The organism is Tabrizicola caldifontis, from assembly GCF_004762095.1.
Lineage (GTDB): Bacteria > Pseudomonadota > Alphaproteobacteria > Rhodobacterales > Rhodobacteraceae > Tabrizicola > Tabrizicola caldifontis.
The window spans coordinates 43,498-60,492 of record NZ_SIJH01000008.1; the positions used below are offsets into that span (position 1 = coordinate 43,498).

16 protein-coding genes and 1 pseudogene are annotated in these 16,995 nt (G+C 66.9%); 11 read left to right on the plus strand and 6 right to left on the minus strand.

Annotation, left to right across the window (positions count from 1 at the left end; translation table 11 throughout):
* The first annotated feature begins 43 nt into the window (after positions 1 to 43).
* The gene (argB, locus tag EYB42_RS08115; protein WP_135449712.1) at positions 44 to 922 is read left to right on the plus strand and encodes an acetylglutamate kinase; all 879 of its coding nucleotides are present in this window, start codon (positions 44 to 46) and stop codon (positions 920 to 922) included.
* 31 nt (positions 923 to 953) lie between these two features.
* Here argB and EYB42_RS08120 read toward each other — a convergent pair whose 3' ends face one another.
* Together EYB42_RS08120 and dapB are read right to left on the minus strand one after the other, a co-directional pair.
* Entirely contained in the window at positions 954 to 1,316 is a 363-nt protein-coding gene (locus EYB42_RS08120; protein ID WP_135449486.1) for a dihydrodipicolinate reductase, read from the minus strand.
* Positions 1,317 to 1,377: 61 nt separating this feature from the next.
* Entirely contained in the window at positions 1,378 to 2,187 is an 810-nt protein-coding gene (gene dapB, locus EYB42_RS08125) for a 4-hydroxy-tetrahydrodipicolinate reductase (RefSeq protein WP_135449487.1), read from the minus strand.
* A gap of 97 nt (positions 2,188 to 2,284) precedes the next feature.
* Here dapB and rbfA point away from each other — a divergent pair, with 97 nt between their 5' ends.
* The 6 genes from rbfA to EYB42_RS08155 all read left to right on the plus strand — a co-directional run bounded on the left by rbfA (position 2,285) and on the right by EYB42_RS08155 (position 7,380).
* Positions 2,285 to 2,695: a 30S ribosome-binding factor RbfA gene (gene rbfA / locus EYB42_RS08130; RefSeq protein ID WP_135449489.1), complete on the plus strand. Its 411-nt coding sequence runs from the start codon at positions 2,285 to 2,287 to the stop codon at positions 2,693 to 2,695.
* A complete protein-coding gene (locus tag EYB42_RS08135; protein ID WP_135449491.1) occupies positions 2,695 to 3,417 on the plus strand; it encodes a phosphodiester glycosidase family protein in 723 nt (240 codons plus the stop codon). Before rbfA ends, EYB42_RS08135 begins: the two co-directional genes overlap by 1 nt.
* 3 nt (positions 3,418 to 3,420) lie before the next feature.
* Positions 3,421 to 4,323 carry a tRNA pseudouridine(55) synthase TruB gene (gene truB, locus EYB42_RS08140; RefSeq protein WP_135449493.1) on the plus strand — a complete coding sequence of 301 codons (903 nt, stop codon included), beginning with the start codon at positions 3,421 to 3,423 and terminating at the stop codon, positions 4,321 to 4,323.
* 97 nt (positions 4,324 to 4,420) lie between these two features.
* Positions 4,421 to 5,506 (plus strand): histidinol-phosphate transaminase, encoded by a 1,086-nt coding sequence (gene hisC, locus EYB42_RS08145; RefSeq protein WP_135449495.1) that lies wholly within the window; start codon positions 4,421 to 4,423, stop codon positions 5,504 to 5,506.
* On the plus strand, positions 5,503 to 6,420 hold the full coding sequence (locus EYB42_RS08150; protein WP_135449497.1) for a prephenate/arogenate dehydrogenase family protein: 918 nt from the start codon (positions 5,503 to 5,505) through the stop codon (positions 6,418 to 6,420). The genes hisC and EYB42_RS08150 overlap by 4 nt, the downstream gene beginning before the upstream one ends.
* Positions 6,421 to 6,654: 234 nt before the next feature.
* Positions 6,655 to 7,380 carry an extensin-like domain-containing protein gene (locus tag EYB42_RS08155; protein WP_240784041.1) on the plus strand — a complete coding sequence of 242 codons (726 nt, stop codon included), beginning with the start codon at positions 6,655 to 6,657 and terminating at the stop codon, positions 7,378 to 7,380.
* A gap of 91 nt (positions 7,381 to 7,471) precedes the next feature.
* Here the strand turns inward: EYB42_RS08155 and EYB42_RS08160 are convergent, their stop codons facing one another.
* The gene (locus tag EYB42_RS08160) at positions 7,472 to 8,476 is read right to left on the minus strand and encodes a DUF2125 domain-containing protein (protein ID WP_135449500.1); all 1,005 of its coding nucleotides are present in this window, start codon (positions 8,474 to 8,476) and stop codon (positions 7,472 to 7,474) included.
* Between the two features lie 63 nt (positions 8,477 to 8,539).
* On the opposite strand from EYB42_RS08160, the gene EYB42_RS08165 reads away from it, so the two are divergent.
* From EYB42_RS08165 to EYB42_RS08175, 3 genes are all read left to right on the plus strand, one after another.
* Positions 8,540 to 9,070 carry a gamma-glutamylcyclotransferase gene (locus EYB42_RS08165; protein WP_135449502.1) on the plus strand — a complete coding sequence of 177 codons (531 nt, stop codon included), beginning with the start codon at positions 8,540 to 8,542 and terminating at the stop codon, positions 9,068 to 9,070.
* Between the two features lie 67 nt (positions 9,071 to 9,137).
* A complete protein-coding gene (locus EYB42_RS08170; RefSeq protein ID WP_135449504.1) occupies positions 9,138 to 10,310 on the plus strand; it encodes a biopolymer transporter ExbB in 1,173 nt (390 codons plus the stop codon).
* 3 nt (positions 10,311 to 10,313) lie between these two features.
* Positions 10,314 to 11,915, plus strand: a complete 1,602-nt coding sequence (locus EYB42_RS08175) for a peptidoglycan -binding protein (protein WP_135449506.1) — start codon at positions 10,314 to 10,316, stop codon at positions 11,913 to 11,915.
* Between the two features lie 121 nt (positions 11,916 to 12,036).
* Here the strand turns inward: EYB42_RS08175 and clpA are convergent, their stop codons facing one another.
* Positions 12,037 to 14,355 (minus strand): ATP-dependent Clp protease ATP-binding subunit ClpA, encoded by a 2,319-nt coding sequence (clpA, locus tag EYB42_RS08180; RefSeq protein ID WP_135449509.1) that lies wholly within the window; start codon positions 14,353 to 14,355, stop codon positions 12,037 to 12,039.
* Between the two features lie 159 nt (positions 14,356 to 14,514).
* The gene (gene gloB, locus EYB42_RS08185) at positions 14,515 to 15,282 is read right to left on the minus strand and encodes a hydroxyacylglutathione hydrolase (RefSeq protein WP_135449511.1); all 768 of its coding nucleotides are present in this window, start codon (positions 15,280 to 15,282) and stop codon (positions 14,515 to 14,517) included.
* A 59-nt stretch (positions 15,283 to 15,341) separates the two neighbouring features.
* Here gloB and EYB42_RS08190 point away from each other — a divergent pair.
* Positions 15,342 to 16,100, plus strand: a pseudogene (locus EYB42_RS08190) (class I SAM-dependent methyltransferase); the annotation flags it as partial.
* Between the two features lie 23 nt (positions 16,101 to 16,123).
* Here EYB42_RS08190 and EYB42_RS08195 read toward each other — a convergent pair.
* Positions 16,124 to 16,669 carry a L,D-transpeptidase gene (locus tag EYB42_RS08195; RefSeq protein ID WP_135449513.1) on the minus strand — a complete coding sequence of 182 codons (546 nt, stop codon included), beginning with the start codon at positions 16,667 to 16,669 and terminating at the stop codon, positions 16,124 to 16,126.
* Positions 16,670 to 16,995 lie beyond the last annotated feature (326 nt).

A 16,995-nucleotide genomic window follows, 5' to 3' on the forward strand; every position in this document is an offset into this window, starting at 1 on the left:
GTCCACGACGCGGAGGCCGCCCATGAAACAGCAGACCCTGACCATGCAAGACGCGAAGAACACCGCCCGGATGCTTTCCGAAGCCTTGCCATACCTGCAACGCTTTTCCGGCGCGGTGGTGGTGGTGAAGTTCGGCGGCAACGCTATGGGCGATGATGCGGCGATGGCCGAATTCGCCCGCGACATCGTGCTGATGAAGCAGGTCGGCGTGCACCCCGTGGTCGTCCACGGCGGCGGGCCGATGATCAACGAGATGCTGACCAAGCTGGGGATCAAGTCCGAATTCGTCCGCGGCAAGCGGGTGACGGACAAGGCCACGGTCGAAGTGGTCGAGATGATCCTGTCGGGCCTTGTGAACAAGCGGATCGTGCAGGCGATAATGGATGCCGGCGGCCGCGCCGTGGGAATTTCCGGCAAGGACGACGACCTGATGGTCTGCGAGGCCGACGACCCCGAACTGGGCTATGTCGGCCGCCCGGTCGAGATGAACGTGCAGGTGCTGCGCGACCTTTATAATGCCGGGATCATTCCGGTGATCGCCCCGGTCGGCACGGGGATGAAGGACAACGAGACCTTCAACGTCAACGGTGACACGGCCGCGGGTGCGATTGCCGGGGCGCTGAAGGCCGACCGGCTATTGCTTCTGACTGATGTGCCGGGGGTGAAGAATGCCCAGGGCGAGGTGATGACCCAGATCACGCCCGAGGAGATTCGCCAGATGACGAAGGAGGGCGTGATCTCGGGCGGCATGATCCCGAAGACCGAGACCGCGCTGATGGCGCTGGAACAGGGCACGCGGGCGGTGACGATCCTTGACGGCCGCATTCCCCATGCCTGCCTGATCGAACTGTTCACCGACCATGGCGCAGGCAGCCAGATCCGGTCAACCGAGCCGCGCGTGAAGCCGCATCCTGGGCGCTGACAGCCCCGGCGGCGCCGCAGCGGGATACCGGTCAGCGCAGCCGGAAGGTTGCCGAATCGCCAGCCCCCTGATCGACGGTAAAGCGCAGCTGTTCGGCGCCGCGCGCCTCGACCAGCTGGCAGTTGTAGGAAATCTTCATGCCGCTCCAGTCCATCTCGCGGCAGAAGTAGCCGTCCTTCCAGTGCCAGGTGCCCGTGATGCCCCAGCCCAGGGCGCTGCCTTCGATCCGGCCGTCGGGCAGCACCCGCAGCGACAGGTTGTAAAGGCCGATCCTGAGCACGCGGTCCTTGACCAGCGACAGGAAATCGCCCTTGTCGCGGACGGGCTCGAAACCATTGGCCGCCGCGGGCAGGGGCGCGGCAAGAAGCAGGACAGACGCAATCACACGCAGCATCGCAGACCCCCCGGGTTCCGTCGACGATGATACGCGCAAGAAGCCGCGCCGGATGAATCGATCAGATGCCGAGAACGTCCATCATGTCGTATTGCCCCGGCTTCTGACCCTGGCCCCACAGTGCGGCCCGAAGCGCCCCCCGGGCAAAGATCGCGCGATCGGTGGCGATGTGGCGCAGGACAACACGTTCGCCCTCGCCAGCGAAGATCACATCATGTTCGCCCACGATGTCGCCGCCGCGGATCGCGCTGAAACCGATGGTGCCCCGCTCTCGCGCGCCGGTGATGCCGTCGCGCCCCGCGACCATTGCATCCTGAAGGGTGACGCCCCGTCCCGCCGCCGCTGCCGCGCCCAGCATCAGCGCGGTTCCCGAAGGCGCATCGACCTTCATCCGGTGGTGGGCTTCGACGATTTCCACGTCCCAGTCGGCATCCAGCGCCGCAGCCACCTTCTGCGTCAGCCGCACCAGAAGGTTGACGCCAAGCGACATGTTCCCGGCACGCACGATCACTGCATGGCGGCTGGCGGCCTCGATCCTGGCCAGATGGTCGGGTTCCAGCCCGGTGGTGCCGATCACATGCACGGCCCGGGCCTGAGCGGCAAGCGCGGCGAATTCCACCGTCGCGGCGGGGGCGGTGAAATCGACCACGGCCTGCGCCCGGGCGAAGGCTTCCAGCGGGTCGTCGGTGACCTTCACGCCAAGCGCTGCGCTGCCCATCGCCTCGCCCACGTCACGGCCGATCCAGGGGTGTCCCGGACGTTCCACGCAGCCCACCAGGCGCAGCCTGTCGGACGCCCCTGCCAGCCGGATCAGCGTCTGACCCATCCGGCCCGATGCGCCTGTCACAACCAGTCCCGGTAGATCGTTCATCGCAAGCCTCCATGCCTGGGTCTTTTCCCTAGCCGCTTCGCGCAGGCGTGAGAAGCCCGGCGTTGCGGGGCGCGGCGAAAGGGCCTAAACGGGCGGCATGTCGAAATCACGCCCCACCTATGGCCAAGGCCCCTCGCAGCGGCAGTTGCGCGTGGGCGAACTGATCCGCCGCACGCTGTCCGACGTGCTGAACCGGGGCGAGATCCACGACCCCGACCTGAACGCCATGTCGATCACCGTGGGCGAGGTCGCCTGCTCGCCCGATCTCAAGATCGCCACCGTCTATGTCATGCCGCTGATGGGCTCGGTCCCGGTGGCCGAGGCCATAGCCGCGCTGGCGCGGAACAAGGCCGAACTGCGCCACCGCGTCGCAAGCGAACTGACGCTGAAATATGCCCCTGACCTGCGTTTCCGCCCCGACGAGACCTTCGACCGGCTGGACGAGACGCGCCGGTTGTTTTCCGACCCCGCTGTGAAACGCGACCTCGACGCGCCGGACGAAGAGTGATGCTGCGGCTTGCCCTTGCCCTGATCCTGGCGCCGCTGGCCGCGGGTGCAGCAACGTGCCGCGATACCGTGTTCGAAGGCATGGGCTACACCGTCTGCGAGGTCGCCGCGGGCGAGGACCTGCGCCTCTTTCGTTCTGGGCCCGATGGTGCCTACGGCAGCTTCCGTGCGGTCAACCAGGCCCTCGAGGCCGAGGGCAAGAGCCTGGGCTTCGCCATGAATGCCGGGATGTATCACCGCGACCTGTCTCCGGTCGGGCTGTATATCGAGGACGGCAGCGAGCAGGCCCCCCTGGTCACCCGCGATGGGCCGGGGAACTTCGGCATGTTGCCGAACGGGGTCTTCTGCTGGGACGGCAGCTTCCGCATCATCGAAAGCCGCGCCTTCAAGGCCGACCGTCCCGCGTGCCGCTATGCCACCCAGTCCGGGCCGATGCTTGTGATCGGGGGCAAGCTGCACCCGCGCTTCCTGGCCGACAGCGACAGCCGGTATATCCGCAACGGGGTTGGCGTCAGCCGCGATGGCAGCCGTGCGGTCTTTGCCATCTCGAACGGGCGGGTCAACTTCCACGACTTCGCGCGGTTCTTCCGGGATGCGATGCGCCTGGACGATGCGCTGTACTTCGATGGCAACATCTCGCGGCTTTACGCGCCCGAACTGGGCCGGCATGACGGCGGCTTTCCCATGGGGCCGATCGTCGGCACCGTCGTTCCGAAGGGGTGAATCATGGGGCGCACCAGGAAGGGCCGCGCCGTCAGCGGCTGGCTGATCGTGGACAAGCCTGCGGGGGTGACCTCCACCGCCGTGGTCAACAAGGTGAAGTGGGCGCTGTCGGCCCAGAAGGCGGGCCATGCCGGGACGCTTGACCCCGATGCGACCGGCGTTCTGGCTGTGGCGCTGGGCGAGGCGACCAAGACCGTGCCCTACGTCACGGATGCGCTGAAGTGCTATCGCTTCCGCGTCACCCTCGGAGCGGCGACCGATACCGACGATGCCTCGGGCACAGTGATCGCCACCAGCGACCGGCGCCCGACAGATGCCGAGATCGAGGCCGCGCTGGCCGCTTTCCGCGGCCATATCCAGCAGGTTCCGCCGCAGTTTTCCGCCGTTAAGGTTGATGGCGAACGCGCCTATGATCTGGCGCGCGAGGGCGAAGCGATGGAACTTGCGGCCCGCCCGCTGTGGGTGGAAAGCCTCAAGGTGCTGGGGCGCCCGGATGCCGATCACGTCGATCTTGAGATGGTCTGCGGCAAGGGTGGATATGTCCGCGCAATCGCCCGCGACCTGGGGCAGGCCCTAGGCTGCCTGGGCCATGTCGCATGGCTGCGGCGCGAATGGTCCGGCCCCTTTCGCGCCGATCAGGGCGTGACGCTGGAAACGGTCGATGCCGAGGCTGGCACCGAGGCACTGGACGCGCGGCTTCTGCCGCTGGAACTGGGGCTGGCCGATCTGCCGGAATGGCCCGCCACGCCCGAGGGCGCAGCGCGCCTGCGCAATGGCAATCCCGGCCGGGTGATCGGCCATGCCGAATGGGGCACCGAGGGCTGGGCCAGCCTGGACGGGCAGGCGGTGGCCGTTGGCCACTTCCGGGCGGGAGAATTGCACCCCAGCCGCGTCTTCAACCGTTGAGCCCTTTGCACGGCTGCGGACACACCGCACCGGGCGGAAGGCTCTGGCCTTGCGCGCACGGGGCAGGTAAACGGGGCGCAATTCCGCGGGGGCCACGATGAACGACCAGATCAAGCCGCAGCCAGGCATTCTTGACATTGCCCTTTACGAAGGCGGCAAGGCGCATGTGGCGGGTGTGGCCAATGTGGTGAAGCTATCGTCGAACGAAAACCCGTTCGGTCCCTCGGACAAGGCAAAGGACGCCTTCGCGCGCACCGTCCACAGCCTGCATCGCTATCCGGTGACCGACCACGCCGACCTGCGCGCCGCCATCGCCGAGGTGCATGGTCTGGACGCAGGCCGCATCATATGCGGCGTGGGGTCGGACGAGATCATCACCTTTCTCTGCCAGGCCTATGCCGGCCAGCGGGACGAGGTCGTGTTCACCGAACACGGGTTCCTGATGTATCGCATCTCGGCCCTGGCTGTGGGCGCGACCCCGGTCGAGGTGCCGGAGCGCGAGCGCACGGCGGATGTCGATGCGATCCTCGATGCCTGCAACCGGCGTACGAAGCTGGTGTTCCTGGCCAACCCGAACAACCCGACCGGCACGATGATTTCGGCCGCTGAAATCGCCCGGCTGGCCGAGAACCTGCCGCCCCAGGCGATTCTGGTGCTGGACGGGGCCTATGCGGAATATGTCGAGGGTTACGACGGCGGGGCCGCGCTGGTCGATGCGCGAGACAATGTGGTGATGACCCGGACCTTTTCGAAGATCTACGGCCTTGGTGGGCTGCGGATCGGCTGGGGTTATGGTCCGCGGCATGTGATCGACGTGCTGAACCGGATCAGGGGTCCGTTCAACCTGTCCACCACCCAGCTCGAGACCGCCGAGGCGGCGGTGCGCGACCAGGACCATGTGGCCAGGTGCCGGGCGGAGAACAGCCGGATGCGCGGGTGGCTGGCCAAAGCCCTGGCCGAGATCGGCGTGCCCTCGGACACCTCGATGGCCAATTTCATCCTGGCCCGCTTTGCCAGCCCGGAAGAAGCCGAGGCCTGCGATGCCTTCCTGCAGAAGCAGGGCCTGATCGTGCGGCGTGTGGCGGGTTACAAGTTGCCGCATTGCCTGCGGATCACCGTCGGCGACGAGGCGTCGTGCCGCCAGGTTGCCCATGCGATCGGGCAGTTCAAGGGGGTGAAATGATCTATCAGCGTGTCGCCCTGATCGGCTTGGGACTGATCGCCTCGTCCATGGCGCATGCGATGCGGGCGCACGGGCTGGCTGGCGAGATCGTGGGCCATGCCCGTTCGGTCGAGACGCGCGCGGTGGCGAGGGATCTGTTCTGCGACCGGGTCTGCGAAACGGCGGCCGAGGCCGTGAAGGGTGCCGACCTCGTGGTTCTGGCGGTGCCGGTGGGCGCGATGGGCGAGATCGCCGCCGAGATCGGGCCGCATCTGAAGCCGGGTGCGGTGGTGACGGATGTGGGGTCGGTCAAACAGGCGGTGGTGGATGCCGTGGCGCCGCACATTCCGCCGGGTGTGCACTTCATTCCCGGCCATCCGCTGGCGGGCACCGAATATTCGGGGCCGAGGTCGGGTTTTGCGACGCTGTTCCAGAACCGCTGGTGGCTGCTGACGCCCTTGCCCGAAACCGACCCTGTCGAGATCGCGCGGCTGCGGAAGCTGCTCGAGGCGATGGGTGCCAATGTCGACGAGATGGACGTGGCCCGGCACGATCTGGTGCTGGCCGTGGTCAGCCACACGCCGCACCTGATCGCCTACACGATGGTCGGTGTGGCCGACCACATGCGGCGTGTTTCGCAGCAGGAGGTCATCAAGTATTCGGCCTCGGGCTTCCGCGACTTCACCCGAATTGCGGCCAGCGATCCGACGATGTGGCGCGATGTATTCCTGACCAACAAGGACGCGGTGCTGGACATCCTCGGCCGGTTTGCCGAAGAGCTGTTCACCTTGCAGCGCGCCATCCGCATGGGGGATGGCGAGCATCTGCACGCCTATTTCACCCGCACCCGGGCCATTCGCCGCGGGATCATCGAGGCCGGCCAGGACACGGCCGCGCCGGACTTCGGGCGCTCGGCGCCCGCGAAGGAAGGCTAGCCGGTGCGGGGGCTGCTGGCCGCCGCCCTGTGCTGCCTGGCCGTGAAGGCCGGGGCCGAAGCGGTGGACAGATCACCGCGTCCGCTGCCGAACCCCGTGCTGGCTGGATTGGGCGCTGCCCCCCCTGTAGCTGATCCCGCACCGGCGCCCATGCCCGACACCGTGCCGGCCAGCGCGCCAGATGTGAAACCCAGGGCCAGGCCCGAGCTGCAGATGGCAGCAGCGGATGCATCCGTGCAGGCGACAGCTTTTCCACCCGGCGCGATGGCACGATCCCTGCGCCCGCTGGCCCGGCCGCGCGCACTGGTGGAACAGATCGCGGCGCTGCGGGTTGCCCCGGCCGAAACCGGGCTGAAGCTGTCGTCGAGGCCGCCCGAGGCCGAAGTTGAACCGGCCGCAGCGGCCCCACCGCTTACGCCACGCGAGAAGCGGAAGAAAAAGCGCGAGGCAGCCTCGATGCAGGGCGCGGTCTGCGGTGTCGCGGCGATCAAGGGAGAGCCGATTGCCCCCATCGGGTCAAAGGTTTCGGGTTGCGGCGTTGAGGAGCCGGTGCGCGTCACCTCGGTTGCGGGGGTGCGGCTCAGCCAGGCGGCAACGGTGGATTGCAGCATCGCAAGGGCCCTGAATTCCTGGGTGGACGAGGTCGCCCAGCCCGCCTTCAATGGCCAGCTGGCCGAGCTGCGCATCGCCGCTCATTACGTCTGCCGGGGGCGGAACAATGTGAAGGGCGCGAAAGTCAGCGAGCATGGCAAGGGCCGGGCCGTCGATATTTCGGCCTTCGTGCTGGCCAACGGTCGGGTGCTGACGGTGGCGCAGGATTATGACCAGCTTCTGCGCCGGATCTACAGGGCGGGTTGCGGCTATTTCAAGACGACGCTTGGCCCGGGGTCGGACGGCTATCACGAGGATCACTTCCACTTCGACACGTCCGCCCGTGCCGGCGGTACCTACTGCCGATAGAGCAAGGCAGGAGCTTCGGAGCTGCCCTCTCCTGCGCCGTCGGCCTGTCGTCGGGTCGTGGGGCCGGTCGTGGCGGAATTGTCCGCGAGCCTCAGCCCGCAGGCGGCAAGAGCACCGGCGCAGGGCCGAGCGGCACAGGGCCCAGCGTCATCCAGCCGTTTTCCAGGACGAGCGGCAGTTTCAGCACCTCGGGGTCACCCGTCTGCTGGGCGAGGCTTGCCAGCATCGTTTCGACCGTCTGCAGCAGTTCCGGCCGGACCGCGCCCGAGGCAACCAGGACCGGAAGGATCCGCCGCCAGTTGGTGATGGTGACGTCGATCCGGCCGGCCGCCAGGCCATTGTCATCGGGCGCGATGCGACCGGCAGCCGCCGCCGACAGCTCGCCCCATGTGATCAGCGTGTCAGTCAGCGCCAGTGCAGCGACACGGGGGCGGGTCTGGCCCGCGTGCCGGTCGAGGGGCGCCGTAAGCGTCAGGCTGGCACGCAGGCGGATCACCCCGACCGTCGGGGGCAGGCTGTCATCGGGCACCAGCCGCGCAAGCAGCGCCGGGTCGGGTGCAAGCCCGGCGACATCCAGCGACAGATCATAGGCGTTCTGTCCGCCCTCGGCTGCGGCCAGCGACATGACGGCACGCTCTGCCCCAAGCGTCCAGCCTGCGCTGGATCGGGCCTGGAAGGGGCCGGTCTCGGCCACGGCCAGGGCCAGCGGCAGATCGGTCGCCGGACGGGCGCGGAGGCTTGCGCGCAACCCCTCGGCCATGACGGTGACCGCTTCGCCCGGAAGGGTCACCACCTGCTCGGGCGGAAGCACGGCGATGATGTGCCAGGGCTTCCAGGTCATCGCGAAGAGCTGGGCGAAAGGTGCCTGCCATCCGATTCCCGAGACAGGATCGGCATAGCGTATGCCCTCGACCGTCAGGTCGAAGCGGTTCGGGAAGCCCGCAACCGTCAGCCCCGTGCGCTCTGCGGTGGCACCGCGGGCGGCAGCCTCGGCAAAGGCCTGTTCCACGCCCTGACGCACCGCCGAGGATCCCACGAACCAGTAGCCCCACCACAGGCCTGTGACCAGAAGGATCAGAATGAGAAGCTTGCGCATGCAGCGGCCCTTTTCATTGCCCTTGCCCCGGTGTTTACAGGGGCAAGGGGTTCACGGCCAGCCATGCATGGATCACTTTGGGTTTTCGGATACGGGTCGCTGATCTGGGATCCCGGCTTCCCCGTTGCCGAACAGCGCATCGGGCGGGTGGCCGGCTGGCATCGCAGCTTCTGCATGCGCTCGATCCATCACCGGGGCACTGCGGTGAACCCCGGTCTGGTGCTGGCGCTGGATCGTGCGGACGGCGCAAGCTGCCAGGGCGTTGCCTTCCGAGTCGTCCCCGGGGCCGAGGCCGAGGCGCTGGCCGGCCTGCGAGAGCGCGAACTGGTCTCGTCCGCCTATCTGGAGACCGTGCTGCGGGTCGAGACAGAGGCCGGTCCGGTCGAGGCGCTGACCTATGTCATCGACCCCGATCACGTTCAGTATTGCGGCAGGCTGGACCTGGATGAACAGGCCCGGATCATCGCCCGGGCGCATGGCGGGCGAGGGCCAAACCGCGACTACCTTTGGGCGACGGCTGCGCATCTGGCCGAACTTGGTATCAGCGATCCCGATCTGGAATGGCTTGCGCGGCGCGTGCGCAGCCTGTGCTGACCTTTTGCTTGGCAGCGCGCGTGGGCCTGCTAGTCTTGCGCAAAGGGCAGGAAACAGAAGGGCAGGCATGTCCCAGACCGAGACACGGGGCGCAGAGGTTGCGACGACCTTCAGTCAGCCGATCCGCGCCATTACCCAGATGCTTCTGGTCTGTGCGCTGGTCGGAACCGGGGCCTGGGCGATCCATGGCCAGATCATCGACATCGTCCGTGCCAATCCGCTGCTGAACGGGCTGATCGCCTTCGTTTTCCTGATCGGTGTGCTGACCTGTTTCTGGCAGGTCTGGATCCTGGCGCAATCGGTCTACTGGATCGAGAATTTCGTTCGCGGCACCCCTGGAACCGAAGACAACGCGCCGCCGCGCCTTCTGGCACCGCTGGCCGCGCTGCTGCGCGCACGGACGGCGCGAATGTCGATCTCGGCCTCTTCGTCGCGGTCGATCCAGGATTCGGTCGCCCAGCGGATCGACGAGGCCCGCGACATAACGCGCTATCTGATCAACCTGCTGGTCTTCCTGGGCCTGCTGGGCACCTTCTGGGGGCTGGCCACCACAGTTCCGGCGGTGGTCGAGACCATCCGCTCGCTTGCCCCGCAAGAGGGCGAAAGCGGGATGGAGGTGTTTGAAAAGCTGATGAGCGGCCTTGAAAGTCAGCTGGGCGGGATGGGAACGGCGTTTTCCTCGTCGCTGCTTGGACTTGCGGGGTCGCTGGTGCTGGGCCTTCTTGAGCTGTTCGCCGGGCACGGCCAGGCGCGCTTTACCCGCGAGCTTGAGGAATGGCTGTCCTCGATCACCCGGATCGGCTTCACCGGCGAGAGCGACGGTGGCGATCAGGGTGCGCTGGCCGCGATGATCGACCACATGGCCGTGCAGATGGAGCAGTTGCAGCTGATGCACGAACAGGCCGAGGCGGGACGCGCCGCATTCGAGGCCCGGATCGCCGACCTGACGCAGGCTCTTACAGTTCTGGGCGACCAGCGCGGCGACGAAGGCAGCCAGGCCGCCATCCTGCGTCGCATCGCCGACGGGCAGGACCGGCTGATCGCGGTGCTGGCGACGGGCGAGGGTGGGCATGCCGACGCCGAAAGCCGGATGCGCCTGCGGTCGATCGACGTACAGCTGCTGCGCATCCTTGAAGAGATGGCAGCCGGCAGGCAGGAGACACTGGCGGACCTGCGGTCGGACATTGCGGCGCTGACGGCAGCGATCCGCCAGCTGGGCCGAACGGCGGGGCGGGGATAGGTCATGGCCGGCGCACGACGGCGGGACAGTTCGATCATCTGGCCGGGCTTCGTCGATGCGGTGACGACGCTTCTGATGGTGCTGATGTTCGTCCTGACCATCTTCACCATGTTGCAGGCCGTGCTGCGCGACCGGCTGACCACGCAGAATTCTGAACTCGATGCCCTGACGGCCCAAGTGGCGGACCTGGCCAATGCCCTGGGTCTGGAGCGGACCAGGGCTTCGGACCTCGAGGCGCAGATTTCCACGCTGCGGGCGGGGCTGGCGGCAGCACAGGCCGAGGGCGAACGCCAGGCCGGGCTGGTTGCCACGCTGACGGCCGACCTGGCCAGGCGCCAGGCTGAGCTTGAGGCCGCGACAGGGCGGATCACCGCGTTCGAGGCACAGGTCGCCGCCCTGATTCTGGAACGCGACACCGCGCGGGGCGAGGCCAGCCGCCTGGGCGCAACCGTGGCTGAACTTGAGGCTGCGCAAAAGAAGCTGGTCAGCGAAGCCGAGGCGATGTCGCTGGCCCTGGCCAAGGCGCGGGAAGAGATCGACGCCAGCGCCGAGGCGGCCCGGCTGGCGGCAGCCCGGCGCGAGGCGCTCGAGGCGTTGCTGGCCGAAGTGCGCGCCAAGGGCGAGGCCGATGCTGCCGCGCTAGCCCAGGCAACGGAAAAGCTGACCGAGGCCGAGGCTGCGCGCCTGGCCGATGCAGCCGCCCTGCAGGCGCTGCGCGACCGGCTGGCCAACGCCGACACCGAACTGACCGCGATGACGCTTGCGCTTGAGGCGGAACGCAAGCGCGCCGAAGAAACCCTGACCCTGCTGGCGGCGGCCCGGCAGGTGGCAGAGCAGGCCGGGGCAAAGGACGCGGCCCTGGCGGCGGCCGAGGCAGCCCTGACTGCGGAACAGGAAAAGTCGCTGAAGGCGGCGCGCGAGGTCGAACTTCTGAACCAGCAGGTTGCGGCCCTAAGGGCGCAGCTGGGCAGCCTGCAACAGGTTCTGGACGAGGCGAAGGCCCGCGACGCCGAGGCACGGGTGCAGCTGGAAAGCCTGGGGGCCGAACTGAACGCCGCCTTGGCGCAAGTCGCGTCCGAACAGCGCCGTCGGGCCGAACTGGAGGCAGCCGAAGCCGTGCGTCTGGCAGAGGAGAACCGGAACCTTGCCCGCTTCCGGTCGGAATTCTTCGGGCAGCTTTCCGCCCTGCTGGAAGGGCGCGAGGGTGTTCGGGTGGTGGGCGACCGTTTCGTGTTCTCGTCCGAGGTGCTGTTCAATCCCGGTTCGGCCGAACTGGCGCCGGAAGGGCGCGCGCAGATCGCGGGCGTGGTCAGCATCCTGAACGAGATCCGTGACAAGATCCCGCCCGAGATCGACTGGATCATCCGGGTGGACGGCCACACCGACAACGTGCCGTTGTCCGGGGGCGGAGAATTCCGCGACAACTGGGCACTTAGCCAGGCGCGCGCGCTGTCGGTGGTGCGCTACATGCAGAACGAACTGGGCTTTCCGCCCGAGCGGATGGCGGCAACCGGGTTCGGCGAATACCGTCCTGTGGCCGAAGGCGACACCCCGGAGGCCCGGGCGCAGAACCGCAGGATCGAACTGAAGCTGACCGAACGATAGGGCAAAGGGCGCTTATCGCCCTTTGCGGGACTGTTCGCCGGGCTGCGCTTTGCCGAGTTAGCAACGGCTGCCCGCACGGGCTTGATGAGCGGCCGCCAGGCCCCCTTGCGGGGGCGAGCGATCACTCGGCCGTCAGCAGGGGCGGCTTCTGGCCGGTGAGGCGCGGTTTCTGCGGTTCATCGATGTCCAGAACAATGGCGTCGTCCTTGACCTTGACCCGGACCACGCCGCCCTTGACCAGCTTGCCGAACAGCAGCTCCTCGGCCAGAGGCTTCTTGATGTGCTCCTGGATCACCCTGGCCAGCGGACGGGCGCCCATCTTGTCGTCGTAGCCCTTGTCGCCCAGCCAGGCGGCGGCTTCGGGCGTCAGCTCGATATGGACGCCACGGTCCATCAGCTGTGCCTCGAGCTGCAGCACGAACTTCTCGACCACCTGCATGATGACCTCCTTGCCGAGGGGGGCGAAGTTGATCACCGCGTCCAGACGGTTGCGGAATTCCGGCGTGAAGGTGCGCTCGATCGCCGCCGTATCCTCGCCCGTGCGCCGGTCACGGCCGAAACCGATGGCGGCCTTGGCCATGTCGGAGGCCCCGGCGTTCGAGGTCATGATCAGGATCACATTGCGGAAATCCACCGTCCGGCCGTTGTGGTCGGTCAGCTTGCCGTGGTCCATCACCTGCAGAAGGATGTTGTACACATCCGGATGGGCTTTCTCGATCTCGTCCAGAAGCAGGACGCAGTGCGGATGCTGGTCCACCGCATCGGTCAGCATGCCGCCCTGGTCGAAGCCGACATAGCCCGGAGGCGCGCCGATCAGGCGGGAAACCGCGTGCTTCTCCATGTATTCCGACATGTCGAAGCGGATCAGTTCCACCCCGAGGCTCGATGCCAGTTGCTTGGCGACCTCGGTCTTGCCGACGCCGGTCGGGCCGGCGAAGAGGTAGTTGCCGATGGGCTTTTCCGGCTCGCGCAGGCCGGCGCGGGCCAGCTTGATCGCCGAACACAGCGCCTCCACCGCCTTGTCCTGGCCGAACACGACGCGCTTCAGCGTCTTTTCCAGGTCGCGGAGCGTTTCGGCATCGTCCTTCGAGACGGTCTTGGGCGGGATGCGGGCGATCTTTGCCACCACGGCCTCGATCTCCTTGATGCCGAGCGTCTTGCGCCGCTTCGATTCCGCCACAAGGTGCTGCGCGGCCCCGGCCTCGTCGATCACGTCGATCGCCGAATCCGGCAGCTTGCGATCGTGGATGTAGCGCGCGGCCAGCTCCACCGCCGACTTGATCGCCTCGTTGGTGTATTTCAGGTCGTGATGCTGTTCGAAATGCGGCTTCAGACCCATCAGGATCTTGATCGCATCGGGAACCGACGGCTCGTTCACGTCGATCTTCTGGAACCGGCGGGACAGCGCCCGGTCCTTCTCGAAGTGCTGGCGGAACTCCTTGTAGGTGGTCGATCCCATGCAGCGCAGCTTGCCGCCCTGCAAAGCGGGTTTCAGCAGGTTCGAGGCATCCATCGCCCCGCCCGAGGTCGCCCCGGCGCCGATCACGGTGTGGATCTCGTCGATGAAGAGGATCGCGTCGGGGTGGTCTTCCAGTTCCTTGACCACGGCCTTCAGCCGCTCCTCGAAATCGCCGCGATAGCGCGTGCCGGCCAGAAGCGCGCCCATGTCGAGCGAGAAGATCGTGGCCTTGGACAGGACTTCGGGCGTCTCGCCCAGCACGATCTTGCGGGCAAGGCCTTCCGCAATCGCTGTCTTGCCTACGCCGGGGTCGCCCACCAGAAGCGGGTTGTTCTTGCGCCGGCGGCACAGCACCTGGATGCAGCGTTCCACCTCGGCCTCGCGTCCGATCAGCGGATCGACATCGCCCTTTAGCGCCTTCACGTTCAGATCGACGCAGTATTTTGACAGAGCCGATTCCTTGGCCTCGCCGGCCTCGGCCTTCGGGGTTTCCTGCGGATCGTCGGCGCCCTGGACGGGGCGCGTCTCGCCATAGGTGGGATCCTTGGCCACGCCATGGGCGATGAAGTTCACCGCGTCATAGCGCGTCATGTCCTGTTCCTGCAGGAAATAGGCCGCGTTCGATTCACGTTCGGCGAAGATCGCCACCAGGACGTTTGCCCCGGTCACTTCCGTCCGGCCCGAGCTTTGCACATGGATCGCCGCGCGCTGGATCACGCGCTGGAAGGCGGCTGTGGGCACGGCCTCGGACCCTTCGACATCGGTGACAAGGGTCGACAGGTCGTCGTCGATGAAATCGGTGAGCGTCTTGCGCAGTTCCTCGAGGTTGACCGCGCAGGCCTTCATCACCCGGGCCGCGTCGGGTTCGTCGATCAGCGCCAGCAGCAGATGTTCCAGCGTGGCGAGTTCGTGACGGCGCGAGTTGGCCAAGGCCAGGGCGCTATGGATTGCCTGTTCAAGCGTGGTCGAAAACGATGGCACGGTTCGTGCTCCTGTCCTGCGGGTCGGGGGGCTTTCGGGCCCGATACCGACCGTGGCCTCATATGCCTAAAGTTCGGTTTTCTTCACCGCACTTCAAGCGCAATCTTCCAGATTTCGGGGTTTCCCCAGCGTCTTCACACCAATTGTGATAGGCTGGAATCAGAACTTGTCTTTTCTGGCCCGGATTTCGGCGAAAACCGTGACATCGTCGGCATCTGGCAGGCCGACCGCTGTCTTGAGCGCGGGCAGATGCGCCCGCAGGAAAGGGTTCGTGTCCAGCTCTACCTGAAGCGGGACAGGAACGGTAGGAATGCCCCGGGTGCGCTTGTCGGCGACCTCGGCACTGCGTGAGATAAGCGCAGGATTGTCCGGTTCAAGGGTCAGGGCGAAGCGCAGGTTGGAGGCGGTGTATTCGTGGCCTGAGCAGATCAGCGTGTCGGGGGGCAGGGCGGCAAGCCTGCGCAGAGAGTCGTGCATCTGCCGGGCTGTGCCCTCGAACAGCCGACCGCAGCCGCCGGCCATCAGGCTGTCGGCGGTGAAAGCGTAGCCGCTGGCCGGCATGACATAGGCGATGTGGCCGATGGTGTGACCCGGAACCGCGATCACCTGCACCTCTTCCGAGCCCAGCCAGAACCGGCTGCCATCGACCAGCGTCTGGTCAAGCCGCGGCAGGCGGTGGGCATCGGCGGCGGCGCCATGGACCTGGGCGCCCGTCCGGTTGCGCAGCGCATCGACAGCCTGGATGTGGTCGTCGTGGTGGTGGGTGATCAGGATGTCGGTCAGTCGCCACTGATGCGCCTCGAGAGCCGCAAGGATCGGGCCGGCTTCGGGCGCATCCACCACGGCTGTGCGGCCAGAGGCGGGGTCGTGGATCAGCCAGGCATAGTTGTCCGAAAGGCAGGGGATGGTGATCAGGTCAAGCGGCATGGTCTTTGGTCCCTTCCCGAGTATGATGGGCAGGATCGACCCAAAGGGCGGCGGCCGCAATGCACCTTGATGTGCTTGACCTGAGGAATTTCTACTACCGCACCCAGCTTGGCCGGGTGGCCCAGCGCGCGATCCGGGAACAGGTGGTGAAGCACTGGCCCCCCGGTCCGGGTCAGACGGTAGTGGGGTTCGGTTTTGCGGTGCCGCTTCTGCGTCCCTATCTGGCCGATACCGCGCGCGTGGTGGGGCTGATGCCGGGACCGCAGGGCGTGATGCCCTGGCCCGCGGGAATGGAGAATGTCAGCGTCCTGTGCGAGGAGACCGCCTGGCCCCTGCCCACGGGCATTGCCGATCGGCTGGTGCTGATGCACGGTCTTGAGACCTCTGAGCACCCATCGGCCGTGCTGGACGAGGCGGCGCGGGTGCTTGCGCCGGGGGGGCGGGCGCTGTTCATCGTGCCGAACCGCTCGGGCCTCTGGGCGCGGAACGACGCCACGCCCTTCGGCTATGGTCGGCCCTATTCCGGCGCACAGCTCGAGGCACAGCTCAGGCGCCACGGCTTCACGCCGGAACGCAGCCAGTCGGTGCTGTTCGCGCCGCCATCGACCACACGGTTCTGGCTGCGGACGGCCGATTTCTGGGAAGGGGTCGGGCGCCGGATGCCTTGGCTGGTGGGGGGGGTGCTGATGGTCGAGTCGTCCAAGCAGGTCTATGCCCCCACGCGCGGGGGCCTTGGAGCAGCAGTAAGAAGACCCCTGCGCGTCCTGGAAGGCGTGGGCAAGGGGGCGCCCGAACCGGCGCTGAACCGGGAACAGGGCCGGCTGCCCGGCCCGGCCATGCGTCAGACCACCCTGACCTGGGTGCCGATCGGGCAAAGCGCGAAAAGTTCGGCGATGTTTTCGTTGAAAAGCCCGATGCAGCCATCCGAGGAACGGCGGCCGATCTTCCGGGTGTCATGGGTGCCGTGAATGATGTAGGCGGGCCAGGACAGATACATGGCGTGGGTGCCAAGGGGGTTGTCCGGCCCGGGGCCGATCGGCTTCCAGTCGGGGTAGCGCTGCATCTGTGACGGCGTGGGGGTCCAGCTGGGGCCGACCTTCTTGCGCACGATGGATGTATAGCCGCGCCTGGTCAGTTCGTCGGTCAGCGGGACCGAGGTCGGATAGATGCGATAATCCGACCCGTCGGCATTCCAGAAATGCAGGGCGCGCGAGCCGGTGTCGGCAACGATGGTGGCAGGGCCGAGACCGTCGAAATGGTCGCGCCAGTCCTGCATGACAAAGCTGGAGATGTTGTTGCGTGCCCCAGCAGGATTGGCACGCGCCGTCGTGGCGAGCGTCGCCGTGCCCAGTGCAAATCCGATCAGTCCGCGTCGCGAGAGGGTCATGCCTGCCTGCCTTTCTTTCCGGTCTGTTTCCGTGGGACACTTGCCGCGCAGGCAGGAAGGGTCAACCGAAGGCGGCCGGGTGTGACGGGCATGTGACGGGTCGTGAACGCCAGAAGCGCCCCGCCGATTCCGGGCGTTCCGCGACCTGTCCGCAACGATTGCGCAAACAGCGACGATCTGCGCAGGGCAAGGCTCAAGAATCCGTGTCCAACCCGGTTGCGGGGTATCAAGGCCTCTGCTAAGGACGCCCGCGACGGATGGCATGCGCCACGGCCGGGGGGTCGAGGTGTGCGCCGATGGAGCGCCCGGTTCGCCAGAGCCCTGGG